Raw genomic sequence first — 16,128 nt, 5'->3', positions numbered from 1 at the left:
CCCGGGCGGCGGGTCAGCCGCGGGTCAGCCACGGTCGCAGCAGCCGGCTGACGGCGGGCATGGCCACGTACGTCATCAGGGTGCTGAAGACGGCCGCGAAGGCGGCCGTCCGCAGCACGAAGTTCACGTCCACCAGGTACGGCCCGAGCACCGCGTTGCCGATCAGTGAAATGGGGAAGATGGCCAGCCCCGAGCTGATCGCCATCTTCCACCGCGGCGGCGCGGGCCGGGTCGTACCCGGCTTGGCGAACCAGGTCTCCATGCCGTGCAGCTCACGCCGGGCTATCTCGGTGTGGTGATGGCCCTCGCAGTGGGCGAACCACTCGGCCCGCTCCGGCGACTCCTGCCAGCGCGCGAGCGCCTCCTGGTCGCGGAAGCGGTGGACGAGGAACCATGGGGCGCCCTCGGCCGCGGGCCGGAACAGTCCGTAGCCCAAGTGGTCCGGGAAGCGCGCGGCGGTCTCCAGGATGCCGCGCGCCCAGCTCTCGAAGGCCTCCTCGTAGCCCGGCTCCACCTGCCGCGCGATGAGCAGGCTCACCTCTCCGTTGTCGGCGGGGACGCTGTGCTCGGTCGTGTCGGTGGTGGCCATCGGACCAGGATGGCTAGTTGGTGCCGATCTTGGCCAGGAGGTCCACGATGCGGCCCTGTACGTCCGCGGTCGTGGCACGTTCCGCGAGGAACAGCACGCTCTCCCCGGAGGCCAGCCGCGGCCGGTCGCCCGGCTCGATCCCGGTGGCCGTGTAGACGACCAGCGGGGTGCGGTTCAGCTGCCCGTTGGCGCGCAGCCAATCCACGATCCCGGCCCGCCGGCGCCGCACCTGCATGAGGTCCATGACCACCAGGTTGGGCCGCATCCGGGTCGCCAGCTCCACGGCGTCGGTGTCCGCTCCCGCCCGCGCGACCTGGAGGCCGCGCCGCTCCAACGCGGCCGTCAGCGCGGTGGCGACCTCGTCGTGCTCCTCGATCAGCAGCACGCGGGAGGGGTGCTGTTCGCTGTCGCGCGGCGCCAGCGCCTTGAGCAGGACCGCCGGATCGGCGCCGTACGCCGCTTCGCGCGTGGCGTGCCCCAGCCCGGCCGTGACCAGGACGGGGACCTCGGCGGCAACCGCGGCCTGGCGCAGGGACTGCAGGGCGGTCCGGGTGATCGGCCCGGTCAGCGGGTCGACGAACAGGGCGGCCGGGAAGGCCGCGATCTGCGCGTCCACATCCTCGCGCGAGTGCACGATCACCGGGCGGTAGCCGCGCTCGCTCAGCGCCTGCTGCGTCTGAGCGTCCGGAGCCGGCCACACCAGCAGTCGGCGCGGGTTGTCCAGCGGCTCGGGCGGAAGCTCGTCGTCCACGGGCTGCGGCACGGGACGGTTGACCACCTCGACGGCTCCACCGGGCCCGTCGAGCGGCTCCGGGCCCTCGGCGGCGCCCGCCTCGGGGGCCCCTATGGCGAAGGCCCGCCCCTGGGGCGCCGGTTCGGAGAGCCGACGGCGCCGGCCGGAGCCGGACCCGCCGGGGCCGGCCGCGCCCGCGTCCACGGAGATGCCCTGCCCCAGGGTGCCGAGCGCGCGCACGCTGATCGGCTGACCGGCCGCCGGGGCGTCCCCGGGCTGCCGGGCACCGGGCACGGAGGCCGCCGCGGCCTCCGCGTCCTCGGGCGCGGTCCGGGCCGCCGGGACGGGCCAGGCGGGGGTCGAGGGCAGCGCCCGGCGCCGTCCGGTGGGAAGCACGGGCTCCACGCCGCCGGGAGCGTCCGGGACCTGCGGACCGGGAGAGGCGGAGGAGGCCGGCGCGCCGAGCACCCGGCGGGCACGGCGTCCGCCCGGGCCGTCGCCGTCGGCGTCGCCGGAACCGGCCGGGGCGCCCTGGGCGGCGGCAGCGGCGGTGCTCGGCCCGGCGGGCAGCGCGAAGCCGCCCTCGGGCGCGACGGGTCGGGGCGCGGCGGCCGCCGCGAGACCGGTCGCGGGCACCGGGCCGCCCGGCTGCGCGGGCGCGGCCACCGGACCCAGCGCACGCCGGCGCCCGGCCGGATGCTCGGTCAACGGAACGGGGGGAACGGCCGGTACGGGCGGCAGTGCGGGCATGGCGGTGCCCTGCGGGGGCACGGGCCGGCCGGCACCGGGCGGGTCGGAGTCCGCGCCGCCGTCGCCGTCACGGCCCCGTCGGCGCCCGGTGCCGAGCCCCGCCGGGTTCACCGGGGACTGACCGAGCTCCGCCGGACCCGAACCGGGGGCCCGGTCGTCCTGGCCGGGGCCCTCGCCGTCCGCGCGGCGCCGCCCGGACGGCAGCGCCAGCGCGCCTCCGCCCTCGCGCGCCCCCGCGTCCGGGGCCCCGCCGTTGCCGTCCTCCAGGAAGGCGTCCACTCCACGCCGGCCCCGCCGGCCCCCGGAGACGGTGGCCGGGGCGGCCTCCGGCTCCGGTGCGGACTCCGGCTCGGGATCGGGCAGCTCCACCGTCCCGGCACCCGTGCCCAGCGGCAGCTCCAGCACGTACGCCCCGCCCGGCGCCCCGGGCACCTCCACCGTCTGCAGGAGCCCGCCGTGCGCGGTGACGATGCCCCGCACGATCGGCTCGTGGACGGGGTGGCCGCCCTCGTAGGGGCCGCGCACCTCGATCCGTACGACCTCGCCGCGCTGCGCCGCGGCCACGACGATCGTGGAGTCGCCGTACCCGCTGCCCTGGCGGGTCTTGCCGGTGGCGTCCATCCCGGCGACGTCCGCGACCAGGTGCGCCAGCGCGGTCGCGACCCGCTCCGCGTCCACCTCGGCCTCGATGGTCGGGGCGTGGACGGCGAACTGGACCCGGCCGGGGCCGATCAGTTCGACCGCGCCGTCGATGCCGCTCTTGACGACCTCGTTGATCAGGACGTTCCGCTTCTGGAGTTTCTCGCTGCCCGCGTCCAGGCGCTGGTAGCCGAGCACGTTGTCCACCAGGGCGGTCATCCGCGAGTAGCCGGCGGCCAGGTGGTGCAGCAGCTGGTTGGCCTCGGGCCACAGCTGCCCGCCGTCGTCGGCGGCCAGCGTGGCCAGCTCCCCGCGCAGCTCGTCCAGCGGCCCGCGCAGCGAGTCGCCGAGGACGGCCACCAGCTGGGCGTGCCGGGCCGCGAGCGCGTCGTAGGGGCGCCGGTCGGTGAAGGTCATGACGGCGCCGACGAGCAGGTCCCCGTCCCGTACGGGCGAGGTGGTCAGGTCGACGGCGACGGCCTGGCCGGCCTTGTTCCACAGCACCTGGCCGCGGACCCGGTGCTTGCGCCCGCTGCGCAGGGTGTCGGCGAGCGGGGACTCGTCGAAGGGGAAGGGGGAGCCGTCGGCGCGCGAGTGCTGGATCAGTCCGTGCAGCTCGCGGTTGCCGAGGTCGGTGGCGCGGTAGCCGAGGATCTGCGCGGCGGCCGGGTTGACCAGGACCACGCGGCCGTCGGTGTCCGTGCCGACGACGCCCTCGGCGGCCGCGCGCAGGATCATCTCGGTCTGCCGCTGGGAGCGGGCCAGCTCGGCCTCGGTGTCCACGGCCTCGGTGAGGTCCCGGACGACCAGCATCAGCAGTTCGTCGCCGGTGTACGGCTGGGGCTCGCGGTAGGCGTCACGGCCGTCGAGGTGGGCGCTGGTGACCTCGACGGGGAATTCGGTGCCGTCGGTGCGGCGCGCGGTCATCCGTTTCGGCTTGGAGCGGCCGGTCAGCTCGTCGCCGGGGCGGCGCATGGAACCGGGGATCAGTTTGGAGTCGAACTCCGGGAAGAGGTCGAGCACACCGCGGCCGACCAGACCGGTGCCGGGGCTCTCCATCACTTCGAGGGCGATCGAATTCGCGTTGACGACCGTGCCGTTGGCGTTGACGAGCAACAGCGCGTCCGGAAGCGCGTCGAGTATTGCTGCGAGGCGAGCAGCGCCTCGGGATGGCCTGCTGCTCACGACGAGCGTCCTCCCTGACCACGACTACCGGCATGTCACGGGAGGAGTCTAAGGGCACCGTCCCGGCGGGAGGAGGCGGATGAACGGGGGAAACCGCGCATCCGCCGCATCCTCCCAGGTCAGGCACCCGCACTCGGAAGGACAGGTTCCAGGTTGTTCCAGCGGGCGATGTCGCACCCGTTTTCCCGTCCGAACCAGCTGTCCACCTTCTGTCCGTGCCACGTTCCGGTGATGTGCGCGGTGGCCGGTCCGCCGCTCTGGAAGGTGCACATCACGTTCTTCGGCCCGGCGGCGAACGGGTCCTTGCCCTGCCTCGCCAGCTCGTCGAGGCGGGCGCAGGCCTCCTCGGCCTTGGGGTGGTCGCCGCCGACGGGCCGGCAGTCGAGGCGGTAGCGGCCGTTGAGGCTGCCCGCCTTGGAGATGTCGATCGTGAGCCGGTCGGGCGAAGCCAGCAGCCGGCCCAGGGGCAGCGGCGGCAGGGGTCCGGCGGCCGCGGCGGCCAGCGCGGAGGTGACGGCGAAGGCGGCGAGACGCAGCATGGGGCACTCCAGGTCGTCCGTACGTCGTACGCCTCACCAACGACCCGGCCGCCCGGACGTTGCGACGAGCGGGAAGCGGGGGGTCTAAGCCTTTGCCCTGTGGGCCCGGCTCCTTGTACCGTGGGAGCGGATTGGTGACCGGCCCTGCGGCTGTGTCATCATCTGCACGCACCCTCATCACGGGGGGTGTGCTGGAGGCGTCGCCTAGTCCGGTCTATGGCGCCGCACTGCTAATGCGGTTTGGGGTTTACGCCCCATCGAGGGTTCAAATCCCTCCGCCTCCGCACCTCACCGAAGCCCCGGTCCGTATGGACCGGGGCTTCGGTGCGTTCGGGGCCTGAAACGCGGCTCCGGGGTTTGGAACGCCCTTCCGGGGGTACCCGGTGAGCCCTCGGTGCACGGGCCCGCTCGGGCCCGACGATCTTCATCTGGGGTGTTTCCGCAGGTCAGAGACGGTGCGGCCAATGGATTTCGCGTCCCGGCGAGGTCCATGTATTGTTGTTCTCGCAAGGCCAACGGGGCGAAAAACCCCGGGAAGCCCAAGCACTCGTAGCTTAACGGATAGAGCATCTGACTACGGATCAGAAGGTTGCAGGTTCGAATCCTGCCGAGTGCACAGCCGGAGAGGCCCTCAGGAGAAATCCTGAGGGTCTCTTGCGTATGCCCTGGCAGGGGGCGGAGGGCCGGGTGACCAGTACCTGAGGGGGAGGTGTCCCCCGGGAGAGCTCAGGGGCGGGATGGCTCCCGCGGGGGACGTGGACGACGGAGCCCGGCCGGTACGGTTTTCGGAGATCGTTCGAAGCTTGATCGGGGGACTCTCATGGGACTGTTCGGGAACGCGCACACCGTTGATCCGATGTCGGCGCAGCGGGACTACGCGCGGCTGCTGGGACACGGCGAGCAGGTCTACGCCGCGTACCTGCTGGTGCGCGACACCATCCTGTTCACCGACCGGCGGCTGGTGTTCGTCGACAAGCAGGGGCTGACGGGCAAGAAGGTCGAGTATCACTCCATCCCCTACCGGAGCATCACTCACTTCTCGGTGGAGACCGCCGGGCATTTCGACCTCGACGCCGAGCTGAAGATATGGATCTCCGGCAGCGCGGCCCCGATCGAGAAGACCTTCACCAAGGGTGTGGACATCTACGAGATGCAGGCGGTCCTGACGCAGTTCGTCGCGCGCTAGCCGGAGTCCTCAGGGGCGGCGTCCGGGAAGGACCCGGGGGAGGCCCGTCACCGAGAGCACCAGCGAGTAGAGCGAGGTGGTGGCGGTGATGAAGAGGCGGTTGTTCTTCGGGCCGCCGAAGGCGATGTTCGAGACGGGTTCCGGGACGCGCAGGCGGCCGATGAGGTCGCCGTCCGCCGCGTAGCAGTGCACGCCCGACTCCATCGCGGCCGCCCACAGCCGGCCCTCGTCGTCGAAGCGGATGTTGTCGACGGAGGGGCAGGCCGTGAAGACCCGGTCGCCGCTCAGCGTGCCGTCGTCGCCGACCTTGAAGGCGCGGATGTGGCCCGCGCGGGTGTCGGCCGCGTACAGCTCGCTCTCGTCGGGGGAGAAGACGAGCCCGTTCGGTCCGAGGAAGCCGTCGGCGACGAGGCGGACCTCGCCGGTGGCGGGGTCGGCCCGGTAGAGGTTGCAGGCTCCGATTTCGCTCGGCGCGCGGCCGCCCTCGTAGTCGTTGGTGATGCCGAAGTCGGGGTCGGCGAACCAGACCGACCCGTCGGAGCGCACCACCGCGTCGTTGGGACTGTTGAGCCGCTTGCCGTCGTAGCGGTCGGCGATGACGGTGAGGGTGCCGTCCGGCTCGGTGCGGGTGACACGCCGGTTGCCCTGCTCACAGGTGATCAGGCGGCCCTCGCGGTCGAGGGTGTTGCCGTTGGAGTGGCCGGCCGGGGAGCGGAAGACGGACACCGCGCCCGTCGCCTCGTCCCAGCGGAGCATCCGGTCGTTGGGGATGTCGCTCCACAGCAGCTGCCGCCAGGCCGGCAGGTAGAGCGGGCCCTCGGCCCAGCGGCAGCCGTCGTGGAGCCGCTCCAGGCGCATGTCGCCGTTGGCGCAGCGGCCGGTACGGAAGCGTTCGTCCAGAATCTCGTACAAGGTGAGGTCGGCGATGCCCAACATAATTCCCCCATGAGAGTAGATCGCTGAATTTGATTCGGCGTGATGGTGAGATTGCAGGATCCGGTACCGTCTTCGCAAGGGTGGGCAGGCACTTGGGAGGAAGAACGCGTGGACGACATCGACCGGGCGCTGCTCCTGCGCCTCCAGGAGGACGCGGGGCAGTCCTACGCCGCCCTCGGCACGGCCGTCGGGCTCTCGGCCGGGGCGACCCACGAGCGGGTGCGCAAACTGCGCGAGCGCGGGGTGATCCGGCGGACCACGATCGACGTGGATCCGGCGGCCGTCGGCAGCGGGGTGCTGGCCTACGTGATGGTCGACTCCAGCGCGTGGATGGGCGAGTCGGCCGGGGCCTTCGAGGCGATCCCGGAGATCCAGGAAGCGCACATCATCGCCGGCAGCGCCTCCGTGCTGGTGAAGGTGCGTACGGCCACGACCGGGCAGCTCCAGGACGTGCTGCGCCGCCTCTACGCCATCGACGGGGTCAGCGGGACGCAGGCGACCGTGGTCCTGGACACCTTCTTCGAGCGGCCGCTGCCGCTGTGACCGGCTCCGCCGGGGGCTGGCAGTGCACCGGGATCCGGTGGAGCGCGGGGCGGCCCGCCGTCGGATGGCTCGGGCCGGGGCGCGGGGAGCGCAGCAGTCCGCTCTCCTACGGGCAGGGGCTGGCCTTCACCGCCGTGGGCGAGCGGCACTGCCTGGGGGTGTGGCGGGCCGGGAAGCGGACCCCGTGTCCGGCGGGCCGGAGCGTGCCGGGGCGGGCGGGGAGCGCCCAGTGTCCCGAATGCGCCCGGCTGGACCGGTCCTTCTCGGTGGCGGCCGACACCAACGCCGGCGATCCGCGGCCGTACCGGGTGTACCTGGCCTGGTTCGGGCCCGGGATGGTCAAGGTGGGCATCACCGCCGAGGAGCGCGGACCGGTCCGGCTGCTGGAGCAGGGGGCGGTGACCTGGACCTGGCTGGGGCGCGGGCCGCTGATGGCGGCGCGTCGCACCGAGGAGCTGCTGCGCGCCGCGCTCGGGGTGCCCGACCGGATCGCGTACGCCCGCAAGCGCGCGGTGCGGGCCGGGCTGCCGGCGGAGCCGGAGCGGGCGCGGGAGGTGGCCGAGCTGCACGCCCGGGCGGCGGGGCTCCAGGGGTGGCCGGAGTCGCTGGAGCGGCTGGGGTGCGAGGTCACCGACCATGCCGGGCCGTTCGGGCTGGCCGGGCTGCCCGTGCCGGGGCGGGTGGTCGCGGAGCTGCTGCCGGGAGCGGCCGTCGTGGGGCGGCTCGTGGGGGCCGCGGGTCCCGACCTGCACTTCGCGGACGGGCTCGTGGTCGACAGCCGCCTCCTCGCCGGCTGGGAGCTGGCGGCCGCTCCCGCGGACGCGGTGACCGACGCCCCGCTGGCGGTCGTCGCCCCGCCCGCGGAGGCGGACGGGCGGGCGGGCCAGGACGGGCTCTTCTGAGGGCATGGGCGCCTCCCGCGAGCGCGCGGGTCCTCTCCGGGGCGGCGCGGATCCCGCAGGTCCCGTCCTCGGCGCAAGGTCAAAACTTGGATCCCTTCGGGCTTCCGGAGGCCAATCCGGTGGACAGGCCGGGGGCCGGCACGGAGGGTGGGGCCATGAGCATTCAACCCGTGCAGGCGTTCGAACCGCCTTACGTCATGGCCGTATTCAGCAATGTCCGCACCGATGACGACAGCGGCTATCCGGAGCTCAACGCCCGGATGCAGGAGCTCGTACGGGAGAACCCCGGGTTCCTCGGATACGACTCCGCGCGGACCCCCGGAGGCCTCGGCATCACCGTCGCCTACTTCCGCGACCACGAGGCCCTGGGCGCCTGGCGCACGAACCTGGAGCACCAGGCGGCCATGAAGCAGGGGCGCGCCGACTGGTACGAGAGCTACACCCTGCACGTCGCCACCGTCGAGCGGAGCCACGGCTTTGCCCGCAACGGCTGAGACCGTCCGCGCCTTCCGGGAGCGGCTGGGCCTGCCCGGTCTGGTGGACGTGCACACGCACTTCATGCCGGACCGGGTGATGCGGAAGGTGTGGGAGTACTTCGACGCGGCCGGCCCGCTGACCGGGGTCACCTGGCCCATCACCTACCGGCACGCGGAGGAGCAGCGGGTCGCGCTGCTGCGGGAGTTCGGCGTCCGGGCGTTCACCTCGATGCTCTACCCGCACAAACCGGCGATGGCCGCCTGGCTCAACGCGTGGGCCGAGGACTTCGCCGCCCGGACCCCCGACTGCCTGCACACCGCGACCTTCTTCCCCGAGGAGGACGCCGCGGCCTACGTGGCCCGGGCCGTGGAGCGGGGCGCGCGGGTGTTCAAGGCCCACATCCAGGTCGGCGCGTACGACCCGAACGACCCCCTGCTCGAACCGGTGTGGGGGCTGCTGGCCGAGGCGCGGATCCCGGTCGTGGTCCACTGCGGCTCGGGGCCCGTCGCGGCCGCCCACACCGGGCCCGGGCCGGTCGCCCGGCTGCTGGCCCGCCACCCCCGGCTGCCGCTGGTCGTCGCGCACATGGGGATGCCCGAGTACGCCGACTTCCTGGACCTGGCCGACCGGTACCCCGAGGTGCGGCTCGACACCACCATGGCCTTCACCGACTTCTCCGAGCAGTTCAAGGGCTTCCCGCCCGGCGACCTCGGACGGCTCGCCGACCTCGGGGACCGGATCCTGCTGGGTACCGACTTCCCGAACATCCCCTACCCCTACGAGCACCAGCTGGAGGCCCTGGAACGGCTCGGACTCGGGGACGACTGGCTGCGCGCGGTCTGCCACGACAACGGCGCCCGGCTCTTCTCCCTGGCCGGATGACGGCCCGGACCGCCGGGTTCCTTTCTCAGGGAATTCACAGGTTGGGGCAAGGGGGCTCTCAGAGGCGCGGGACAGCGTGGGGGCATGACAGCGACGACCACCTCCCACGCGTCCACGTCCACGGCCAACCCGGCGGCGCTGCTGCGCCCCGACGGCGGGCCCTGCCGCGTCCTCGTCGTCGACGACGAGGCCTCGCTCTCCGAGCTGCTGTCCATGGCCCTGCGGTACGAGGGCTGCGAGGTCCGCAGCGCCGGTGACGGAGCGGGCGCCGTACGGGCGGCCCGCGAGTTCCGGCCGGACGTGGTCGTCCTCGACGTCATGCTCCCGGACATGGACGGGCTGGCGGTCCTGGGCCTGCTGCGCCGGGAGATCCCCCAGGTCCCGGTGCTGTTCCTGACCGCCAAGGACTCCGTCGAGGACCGCATCGCCGGCCTGACGGCGGGCGGCGACGACTACGTCACCAAGCCGTTCAGCCTGGAGGAGGTCGTGGCCCGGCTGCGCGGCCTGGTCCGCCGCTCCGGCGCGGCGCAGGCGGCGCGCGGCGGCTCGGTCCTCGCCGTCGGCGACCTGAGCCTCGACGAGGACAGCCACGAGGTGGTCCGGGGCGGCCGGGAGATCCACCTGACCGCCACCGAGTTCGAGCTGCTGCGCTACCTGATGCGCAATCCGCGCCGGGTGCTGAGCAAGGCGCAGATCCTGGACCGGGTGTGGTCGTACGACTTCGGCGGCCAGGCCAACGTGGTCGAGCTCTACATCTCCTACCTGCGGCGCAAGCTGGAGGGCGGCACCGGACTGCCCCCGATGATCCACACGCGGCGCGGCGCCGGCTACCTGATCAAGCCGGCCGAGTAGTGGCACTCCGCCTGTCCCGGCCGTGGTCCCTGCGGACCCGGCTCGTCGTGTCGGCGGTGACACTGATCGCCGTGGTGGGCGCGGCCATCGGGACCGTTACCACCCTCACCATGCGCTCCCGGCTGATGGGCGAGCTGGACAACCAGCTGACCACCTCCGTGGAGATGGCCTCCCGGGGGCTCCGGGGGCCGGGGGCCGGCAAGGCGGCCCGTGAGGGCGGCCTCGGCCTCATCTTCGCTCCCGGCTCCCCCATGGGCACCGCCGGGATCCGGCTGGACCCGGCCGGGAAAGTGGTCGGCGGGGCCCGGATCGCCCCCGTGGAAGGCCCGGGACTCGACCACCGGGAGGCCCTCACCGAGGCGCAGACGGCGGTGTTGGAGCGGGTCGTGCGGACCGCCGCCCCGGGCCGGCACCGCGCGGTGGACGTGGACCTGCCGGGGCTCGGCGCCTACCGGGCGGCGGCCGCGCCCGACGGCGGTCTGGTGCTGGCCTTCCCCGTCAAGGGCGTCGACTCCACCGTGAACACCCTGATCGCCGTGGAGGTCTGCGTCACCCTGGCCGGTCTGATCGCGGCCTCCCTCGCCGGACAGGCCCTGGTCGCGGTCGCCCTGCGCCCGCTGCGCCGGGTCGCCGCCACCGCCACCCGGGTCTCCGAGCTGCCCCTGCACAGCGGTGAACCGGCCCTGCACGAGCGGGTGCCGGAGGCCGAGGCGGACCCCCGTACGGAGGTCGGGCAGGTCGGCGCCGCCCTCAACCGGATGCTGGGGCACGTCTCCTCCGCCCTGACGGCCCGCCAGCAGAGCGAGACCCAGGTCCGCCAGTTCGTCGCGGACGCCTCCCACGAGCTGCGCACCCCCCTCGCGTCCATCCGCGGCTACGCCGAACTCACCCGCCGGGGCCGGGAGGAACCCGGACCCGACACCCGCCACGCGCTGGCCCGGATCGAGTCCGAGGCCACCCGGATGACGGGACTGGTCGAGGACCTGCTGCTGCTGGCCCGGCTGGACGCGGGCCGGCCGCTGTCCCGCGAGGCCACCGACCTGGCCCCGCTCGTCGTCGACGCCGTCAGCGACGCCCAGGCCGCCGGCCCGGCACACCACTGGCGCCTGGCGCTGCCCGACGAACCCGCACCCGTCCTGGCCGACCCGGCCCGGATCCAGCAGGTCCTGGTGAACCTCCTCGCCAACGCCCGCACCCACACCCCTCCCGGGACCACCGTCACGGCCCGTGTGGAACTGGGGGCACCCCCGGCGGTAGCCGGGGGAGAAACATCCGCCGTCCGGCTCCGGGTGGAGGACGACGGCCCCGGCATCCCCGCCGAGCTGATGCCGCACGTCTTCGAGCGGTTCGCCCGAGGCGACGCCTCCCGCTCCCGCGCGGCGGGCTCCACCGGCCTGGGCCTGGCCATCGTCCAGGCCGTGGTCACGGCGCACGACGGCCGGGTCGACGTACGCAGCGAGCCCGGCCGGACCTGCTTCGAGGTGCTCCTCCCCCTCGCCGCGGACCCCACTCCCGTCCTGCGGGCGGACTCACAGAGGGGCCACAGGCTCAGCACACCGAGGTGACAGGGCACCCGGAGAGGGTCGGTGCATGCCAACCGACACCTCCTCCGACGCCCTCCCGGCCCGGGCGCCCCTCGCGCCCGCGCCCGGCGAGCCCGTACTCGACGTGGTGATCCCGGTCTACAACGAGGAAAAGGACCTCGGCCCCTGCGTGAGAAGGCTGCACGCCCACCTCACCCGGACCTTCCCGTACCCCTTCCGCATCACCATCGCCGACAACGCCAGCACCGACCGCACCCCCGAGATCGCGGCCGAACTCGCCGTCGCCGTCCCCGGCGTGCACGGCGTCCGGCTGGAGGAGAAGGGCCGCGGCCGGGCGCTGCGCACCGTCTGGACCCGCTCGGAGGCACCCGTCCTCGCCTACATGGACGTGGACCTCTCCACCGACCTGAACGCGCTGCTCCCGCTGGTCGCCCCGCTGATCTCCGGTCACTCCGACCTGGCCATCGGCACCCGGCTCGCCCGCTCCTCACGCGTGGTGCGCGGAGCGAAGCGGGAGTTCGTCTCCCGCGCCTACAACCTGCTGCTGCGCTCCTCGCTCGCCGCCCGCTTCAGCGACGCCCAGTGCGGGTTCAAGGCGATCCGGCGGGAGGTGGCGCAGCGGCTGCTGCCGCTCGTCGAGGACACCGGCTGGTTCTTCGACACCGAAATGCTGGTCCTCGCCGAGCGGGCCGGGCTGCGCATCCACGAGGTGCCCGTGGACTGGGTCGACGACCCCGACTCCACGGTCCACCTCGTCAGGACCGCCACCGAGGACCTCAAGGGCGTCTGGCGGGTGGGCCGGGCCCTGGCCCTGGGGGCGCTCCCCCTGGACCGGCTCGCCCGCCCCTTCGGCGACGACCCGCGCGACCGCACGGCCCTGCCCGGGCTGCCGCGCGGGCTGGCCCGCCAGTTGCTCGGCTTCTGCGCGGTCGGCGTGCTGTCCACGCTCTGCTACCTCGCCCTGTACTCCCTCTTCCGGCTCGGCGCCGGACCACAGGCCGCCAACGCCGCCGCCCTGCTCGTCTCCGCCGTGGCCAACACCGCCGCCAACCGCCGGCTCACCTTCGGCGTGCGAGGACGGGACCGGGCCCTGCGCCACCAGGCCCAGGGCCTGGTGGTGTTCGCCATCGGACTGGCCCTGACCAGCGGCTCGCTCGCCGCCCTCGGCGCGGCCACCGACGACCCCGCCCACGGCACCGAACTGGCCGTGCTGATCACGGCCAACCTCGCCGCCACCGTGCTGCGGTTCCTGCTCTTCCGCGCCTGGGTCTTCCCCGAGCGCCGCACCGCATCCGTTCCCCTGAAGGACGACCACCGATGACCACGGCCCACCCGCCCCTCGACTCCCCGTTCCCCGAGCGGGCCCCCGCCCCGGACCGGGCCGCGGCCCGCGCCGTGCGACGGGCCGCCACCGGCCGGCCCCGCTGGGAACGGCCCGCGTACGCGGTGCTGCTCCTCGCCACCGCCGTGCTCCTGCTGTGGAACCTCGGCGCCTCCGGCTACGCCAACTCCTTCTACTCGGCCGCCGTACAGGCGGGCTCCGAGAGCTGGAAGGCCTTCTTCTTCGGCTCCTCGGACGCCGGGAACTCCATCACCGTCGACAAGCCCCCGGCCGCGCTGTGGCCGATGATGCTGTCGGTCCGGATGTTCGGGCTCGGCTCCTGGCAGATCCTCGTCCCGCAGGCCCTGATGGGCGTCGCCACCACCGCCGTCCTGTACGCGGCCGTGCGCCGCCAGTTCGGGCCCGCGGCCGCCCTGACCGGCGGGGCCGCGTTCGCGCTCACGCCCGTCGCCGCGCTGATGTTCCGCTTCAACAACCCCGACGCGCTGCTGACGCTGCTGCTCACCGCCACCGTGTACTGCGTGCTGCGCGCCCTCGACGGCGCGCGGACCGGGTGGCTGGTGGCCGCCGGCACGGCGATCGGCCTGGGCTTCCTGACCAAGACCCTCCAGGCCTTCGTCATCCTGCCGCCGCTGGCCGTGCTGTACGCCGTCTGCGCGCCGACCCGGCTGCGCCGCCGGCTCGGCCAGCTGCTGCTCGCCGGGGCCGCGATGGTGGTCGCCGGGGGCTGGTGGGTGGCCGTCGTGGAGCTGTGGCCCGCCTCCTCCCGCCCGTACATCGGCGGTTCCCAGCACAACTCCGTCCTGGAGCTGACCTTCGGCTACAACGGGCTCGGCCGGCTGAGCGGCAACGAGACCGGCAGCGTGGGCGGCGGCCGTACCGGCGGGGCGGCCGGCGGGTTCGGGGCGTACGGGCTGCCCGAGGGCGGGCCGGGCCCGCGCGGCGGGGGCTGGGGGGAGACCGGCGTGGGCCGGCTGTTCTCCGCGAACGTCGGCGGCCAGATCTCCTGGCTGCTGCCCGCGGCCCTGGTGCTGCTGGTGGCCGGGCTGGTGGTGACCTGGCGGGCCGGCCGGGCCACCGACTCCCTCCCGAGCATGGCCCGTGCGGCCTTCCTGGCCTGGGGCGGCTGCCTGCTGATCACCGCCGTGGTGTTCAGCTGGATGCAGGGCATCTTCCACGAGTACTACACGGTCGCGTTGGCCCCGTTCGTGGCCGCGCTGGTGGGAATGGGCGTGGCCGTGCTCTGGGAGGAGCGGGGCGGCCGGGCCGCCGCGCTCACCCTGTCCGGGACCCTCGCCCTGACCGCCGTCTGGTCGTTCGTGCTGCTCGGCCGCTCGTCCGGCTATCTGCCGTGGCTGCGCTGGACGGTACTGGCGGCCGGGCTGACGGCCGCCGCCGCGCTGCCGTTCGCCGCCAGGCTGGGCCGCCGGGTGCTGCTCGTGGTGGCCGCCCTGGGGATGGGCGCGGCGCTGGCGGGCCCGTTCGCGTACTGCCTGACCACCATCGGCACCGGCCACACCGGGTCGATCGTGACGGCGGGTCCGGCGGTGGCCGGCGGACGGGGCGGTCCCGGCGGGATGCGCTTCGGCCCGGCCGGGGAGGGCTTCCGGGGCGGTCTCCCGGGCCTGCCGGGGGGCGGCCCGGGGGGCGGGGCGCCGCAAGGGGCCCCGCAAGGGGCGCCGCAGGGCGGCCCCCAGGGCGGTGTGCCGCAGGGCTTCCCGCCGGGCGCCGGGACCGGCTTCGGCCAGGCGGGCGGCACGGGCGGCACGGGCGGCCCGGGCGGTACGGGCGGTGCGGCAGGCGCGGGTGGCGCGGCCGGTGCGGCGGGCCGGGGTGGCCGCGCCGGCGGCCGGGGCGTGCAGGGTGGTGCCGGCGGGCTGCTCGACGGGCCCCGGGTCTCCGCCGGGGCCAAGGCGGCGCTGCGCGCCGACGCCGGCCGCTACACCTGGGCCGCGGCGGCCATCGGCTCGCAGAACGCCGCCGGTTACCAGCTGGCCTCAGGGCGGCCCGTGATGCCGCTGGGCGGGTTCAACGGCAGCGACCCGTCCCCGACCCTGGAGCAGTTCAAGGCGTACGTGAAGGCCGGGAAGATCCACTGGTTCATCGCCCAGGGCGGCCTCGCGGCCGGCGGGGAGTCACGTACAGGCGGCCGCGCGGGCGGACCGGGAGGTCCGGGCGGGTCGACCAGTACGGCGGTGGAGAACTGGGTGAAGGCCACGTTCAAGGAGGTCACCATCGGCGGGGCCGCCTTCTACGACCTGACGGCCCCTGCGGTCGGCACGTCCTGAACCGGCCCCGATCCACGCGGCACCCCCTAGCATCAAGAGGGCGGACCGGGCATTCCGGGCTGATCCCCTTGTGACGAGGAGGGCACCTCGATGGTGACCGAGGCCGATCCGGGCGGGGCCAGGACCAGTGTGTGGTTGGCCGTGAGGCCCGCCGCCCCCGTCAGACGCCGTACCGAGGCCCCCTCGGGCCTGGACCGGGACCGGATCACGGACGCCACCGTGCGGCTGCTGGACGCGCAAGGGCTCGGCCGCTTCTCCATGCGCAGGCTCGCGGCCGAGCTGGGCGTCACCGCGATGTCCCTGTACTGGTACGTGGACACCAAGCACGATCTGCTCGAACTGGCCCTGGACAGTGCCCTGGGCCGGCTGCGCCTGCCGGCCGGTCCGCCCCCGGAGGAGCCCTGGCCGAGCCGGCTGCAGGCGCTGGCCCGCGGCTACCGCGGGCTGCTGGCGGAGCACCCCTGGGTGGCTCCGCTCAGCGCGTTCTACCCGAACATCGGCCCGCACGCGCGGGCCTTCGACGCCGCCCTGCACCGGCTGCTGGAGGCCGCCGGCCTGGCGGACGCCGGCCGTACCGGCGCCCACCTGGCCGTGTCTCAGTTCCTGCGGGGCTGCGCCCTGCACGGCTGCGGCGGCGCGGTCCGGCCGGTGCCCGAGGCGGACTTCGCCCTGGCGCTCGACGTCCTCATCGCGGGCATCGAGGCCAAGGCGCCCGTCCGACGGGCTCAGGCCTGAGACGGG

General features: G+C 74.3%; 14 protein-coding genes and 2 tRNA genes. 12 read left to right on the top strand and 4 right to left on the bottom strand.

Going from position 1 to position 16,128, the window contains the following annotated elements:
• Positions 1–13: 13 nt before the first annotated feature.
• The 3 genes from ACZ5NJ_RS13975 to ACZ5NJ_RS13965 form a co-directional block, all read right to left on the bottom strand.
• The gene (locus ACZ5NJ_RS13975; protein ID WP_468765067.1) at positions 14–589 is read right to left on the bottom strand and encodes an antibiotic biosynthesis monooxygenase; all 576 of its coding nucleotides are present in this window, start codon (positions 587–589) and stop codon (positions 14–16) included.
• A 13-nt stretch (positions 590–602) separates the two neighbouring features.
• The gene (locus ACZ5NJ_RS13970) at positions 603–3,896 is read right to left on the bottom strand and encodes a response regulator (protein ID WP_468765066.1); all 3,294 of its coding nucleotides are present in this window, start codon (positions 3,894–3,896) and stop codon (positions 603–605) included.
• A 119-nt stretch (positions 3,897–4,015) separates the two neighbouring features.
• Positions 4,016–4,435 carry an SSI family serine proteinase inhibitor gene (locus ACZ5NJ_RS13965; RefSeq protein ID WP_468765065.1) on the bottom strand — a complete coding sequence of 140 codons (420 nt, stop codon included), beginning with the start codon at positions 4,433–4,435 and terminating at the stop codon, positions 4,016–4,018.
• A gap of 193 nt (positions 4,436–4,628) precedes the next feature.
• Here ACZ5NJ_RS13965 and ACZ5NJ_RS13960 point away from each other — a divergent pair.
• The 3 genes from ACZ5NJ_RS13960 (at position 4,629) to ACZ5NJ_RS13950 (ending at position 5,621) form a co-directional block, all read left to right on the top strand.
• Positions 4,629–4,719 (top strand) — tRNA-Ser (locus ACZ5NJ_RS13960).
• A gap of 259 nt (positions 4,720–4,978) precedes the next feature.
• Positions 4,979–5,051 (top strand) — tRNA-Arg (locus ACZ5NJ_RS13955).
• A gap of 204 nt (positions 5,052–5,255) precedes the next feature.
• On the top strand, positions 5,256–5,621 hold the full coding sequence (locus tag ACZ5NJ_RS13950) for a PH domain-containing protein (protein WP_468765064.1): 366 nt from the start codon (positions 5,256–5,258) through the stop codon (positions 5,619–5,621).
• A gap of 9 nt (positions 5,622–5,630) precedes the next feature.
• Here the strand turns inward: ACZ5NJ_RS13950 and ACZ5NJ_RS13945 are convergent, their stop codons facing one another.
• Positions 5,631–6,557 (bottom strand): SMP-30/gluconolactonase/LRE family protein, encoded by a 927-nt coding sequence (locus ACZ5NJ_RS13945; protein WP_468765063.1) that lies wholly within the window; start codon positions 6,555–6,557, stop codon positions 5,631–5,633.
• A gap of 108 nt (positions 6,558–6,665) precedes the next feature.
• Between ACZ5NJ_RS13945 and ACZ5NJ_RS13940 the strand changes: the two genes are divergently transcribed.
• The 9 genes from ACZ5NJ_RS13940 (at position 6,666) to ACZ5NJ_RS13900 (ending at position 16,122) form a co-directional block, all read left to right on the top strand.
• Complete coding sequence (locus ACZ5NJ_RS13940; RefSeq protein ID WP_468765062.1) at positions 6,666–7,100, top strand: Lrp/AsnC family transcriptional regulator; 435 nt, start codon at positions 6,666–6,668, stop codon at positions 7,098–7,100.
• Positions 7,097–8,002, top strand: coding sequence for a DUF2797 domain-containing protein (locus ACZ5NJ_RS13935; RefSeq protein ID WP_468765061.1), 906 nt, complete (start codon positions 7,097–7,099; stop codon positions 8,000–8,002). Before ACZ5NJ_RS13940 ends, ACZ5NJ_RS13935 begins: the two co-directional genes overlap by 4 nt.
• Before the next feature lie 155 nt (positions 8,003–8,157).
• Positions 8,158–8,496 (top strand): antibiotic biosynthesis monooxygenase family protein, encoded by a 339-nt coding sequence (locus tag ACZ5NJ_RS13930; RefSeq protein ID WP_468765059.1) that lies wholly within the window; start codon positions 8,158–8,160, stop codon positions 8,494–8,496.
• The gene (locus tag ACZ5NJ_RS13925; protein WP_468765058.1) at positions 8,480–9,361 is read left to right on the top strand and encodes an amidohydrolase family protein; all 882 of its coding nucleotides are present in this window, start codon (positions 8,480–8,482) and stop codon (positions 9,359–9,361) included. Before ACZ5NJ_RS13930 ends, ACZ5NJ_RS13925 begins: the two co-directional genes overlap by 17 nt.
• 84 nt (positions 9,362–9,445) lie before the next feature.
• Entirely contained in the window at positions 9,446–10,213 is a 768-nt protein-coding gene (locus ACZ5NJ_RS13920) for a response regulator transcription factor (protein WP_468765057.1), read from the top strand.
• An 11-nt stretch (positions 10,214–10,224) separates the two neighbouring features.
• Positions 10,225–11,778 (top strand): sensor histidine kinase, encoded by a 1,554-nt coding sequence (locus ACZ5NJ_RS13915; RefSeq protein ID WP_468765248.1) that lies wholly within the window; start codon positions 10,225–10,227, stop codon positions 11,776–11,778.
• Between the two features lie 25 nt (positions 11,779–11,803).
• Positions 11,804–13,078: a bifunctional glycosyltransferase family 2/GtrA family protein gene (locus tag ACZ5NJ_RS13910; protein WP_468765056.1), complete on the top strand. Its 1,275-nt coding sequence runs from the start codon at positions 11,804–11,806 to the stop codon at positions 13,076–13,078.
• Positions 13,075–15,387 (top strand): ArnT family glycosyltransferase, encoded by a 2,313-nt coding sequence (locus ACZ5NJ_RS13905; protein WP_468765055.1) that lies wholly within the window; start codon positions 13,075–13,077, stop codon positions 15,385–15,387. The genes ACZ5NJ_RS13910 and ACZ5NJ_RS13905 overlap by 4 nt, the downstream gene beginning before the upstream one ends.
• 129 nt (positions 15,388–15,516) lie before the next feature.
• Positions 15,517–16,122, top strand: coding sequence for a TetR/AcrR family transcriptional regulator (locus ACZ5NJ_RS13900; protein WP_468765247.1), 606 nt, complete (start codon positions 15,517–15,519; stop codon positions 16,120–16,122).
• Positions 16,123–16,128: the final 6 nt, after the last annotated feature.

This window comes from Streptomyces sp. NPDC032091, assembly GCF_055580265.1.
Note: the sequence above shows the minus strand (reverse complement) of the source record. Positions and strands in the feature narration are given on the sequence as shown.

What these genes read in the sequence shown, in the direction of transcription:
- ACZ5NJ_RS13975 (WP_468765067.1), bottom strand. Translation starts at nt 589, where the DNA reads ATGGCCACCACCGACACGACCGAGCACAGCGTCCCCGCCGACAACGGA.
- ACZ5NJ_RS13965 (WP_468765065.1), bottom strand. Translation starts at nt 4,435, where the DNA reads ATGCTGCGTCTCGCCGCCTTCGCCGTCACCTCCGCGCTGGCCGCCGCG.
- ACZ5NJ_RS13950 (WP_468765064.1), top strand. Translation starts at nt 5,256, where the DNA reads ATGGGACTGTTCGGGAACGCGCACACCGTTGATCCGATGTCGGCGCAG.
- ACZ5NJ_RS13945 (WP_468765063.1), bottom strand. Translation starts at nt 6,557, where the DNA reads ATGTTGGGCATCGCCGACCTCACCTTGTACGAGATTCTGGACGAACGC.
- ACZ5NJ_RS13930 (WP_468765059.1), top strand. Translation starts at nt 8,158, where the DNA reads ATGAGCATTCAACCCGTGCAGGCGTTCGAACCGCCTTACGTCATGGCC.
- ACZ5NJ_RS13920 (WP_468765057.1), top strand. Translation starts at nt 9,446, where the DNA reads ATGACAGCGACGACCACCTCCCACGCGTCCACGTCCACGGCCAACCCG.
- ACZ5NJ_RS13910 (WP_468765056.1), top strand. Translation starts at nt 11,804, where the DNA reads ATGCCAACCGACACCTCCTCCGACGCCCTCCCGGCCCGGGCGCCCCTC.
- ACZ5NJ_RS13905 (WP_468765055.1), top strand. Translation starts at nt 13,075, where the DNA reads ATGACCACGGCCCACCCGCCCCTCGACTCCCCGTTCCCCGAGCGGGCC.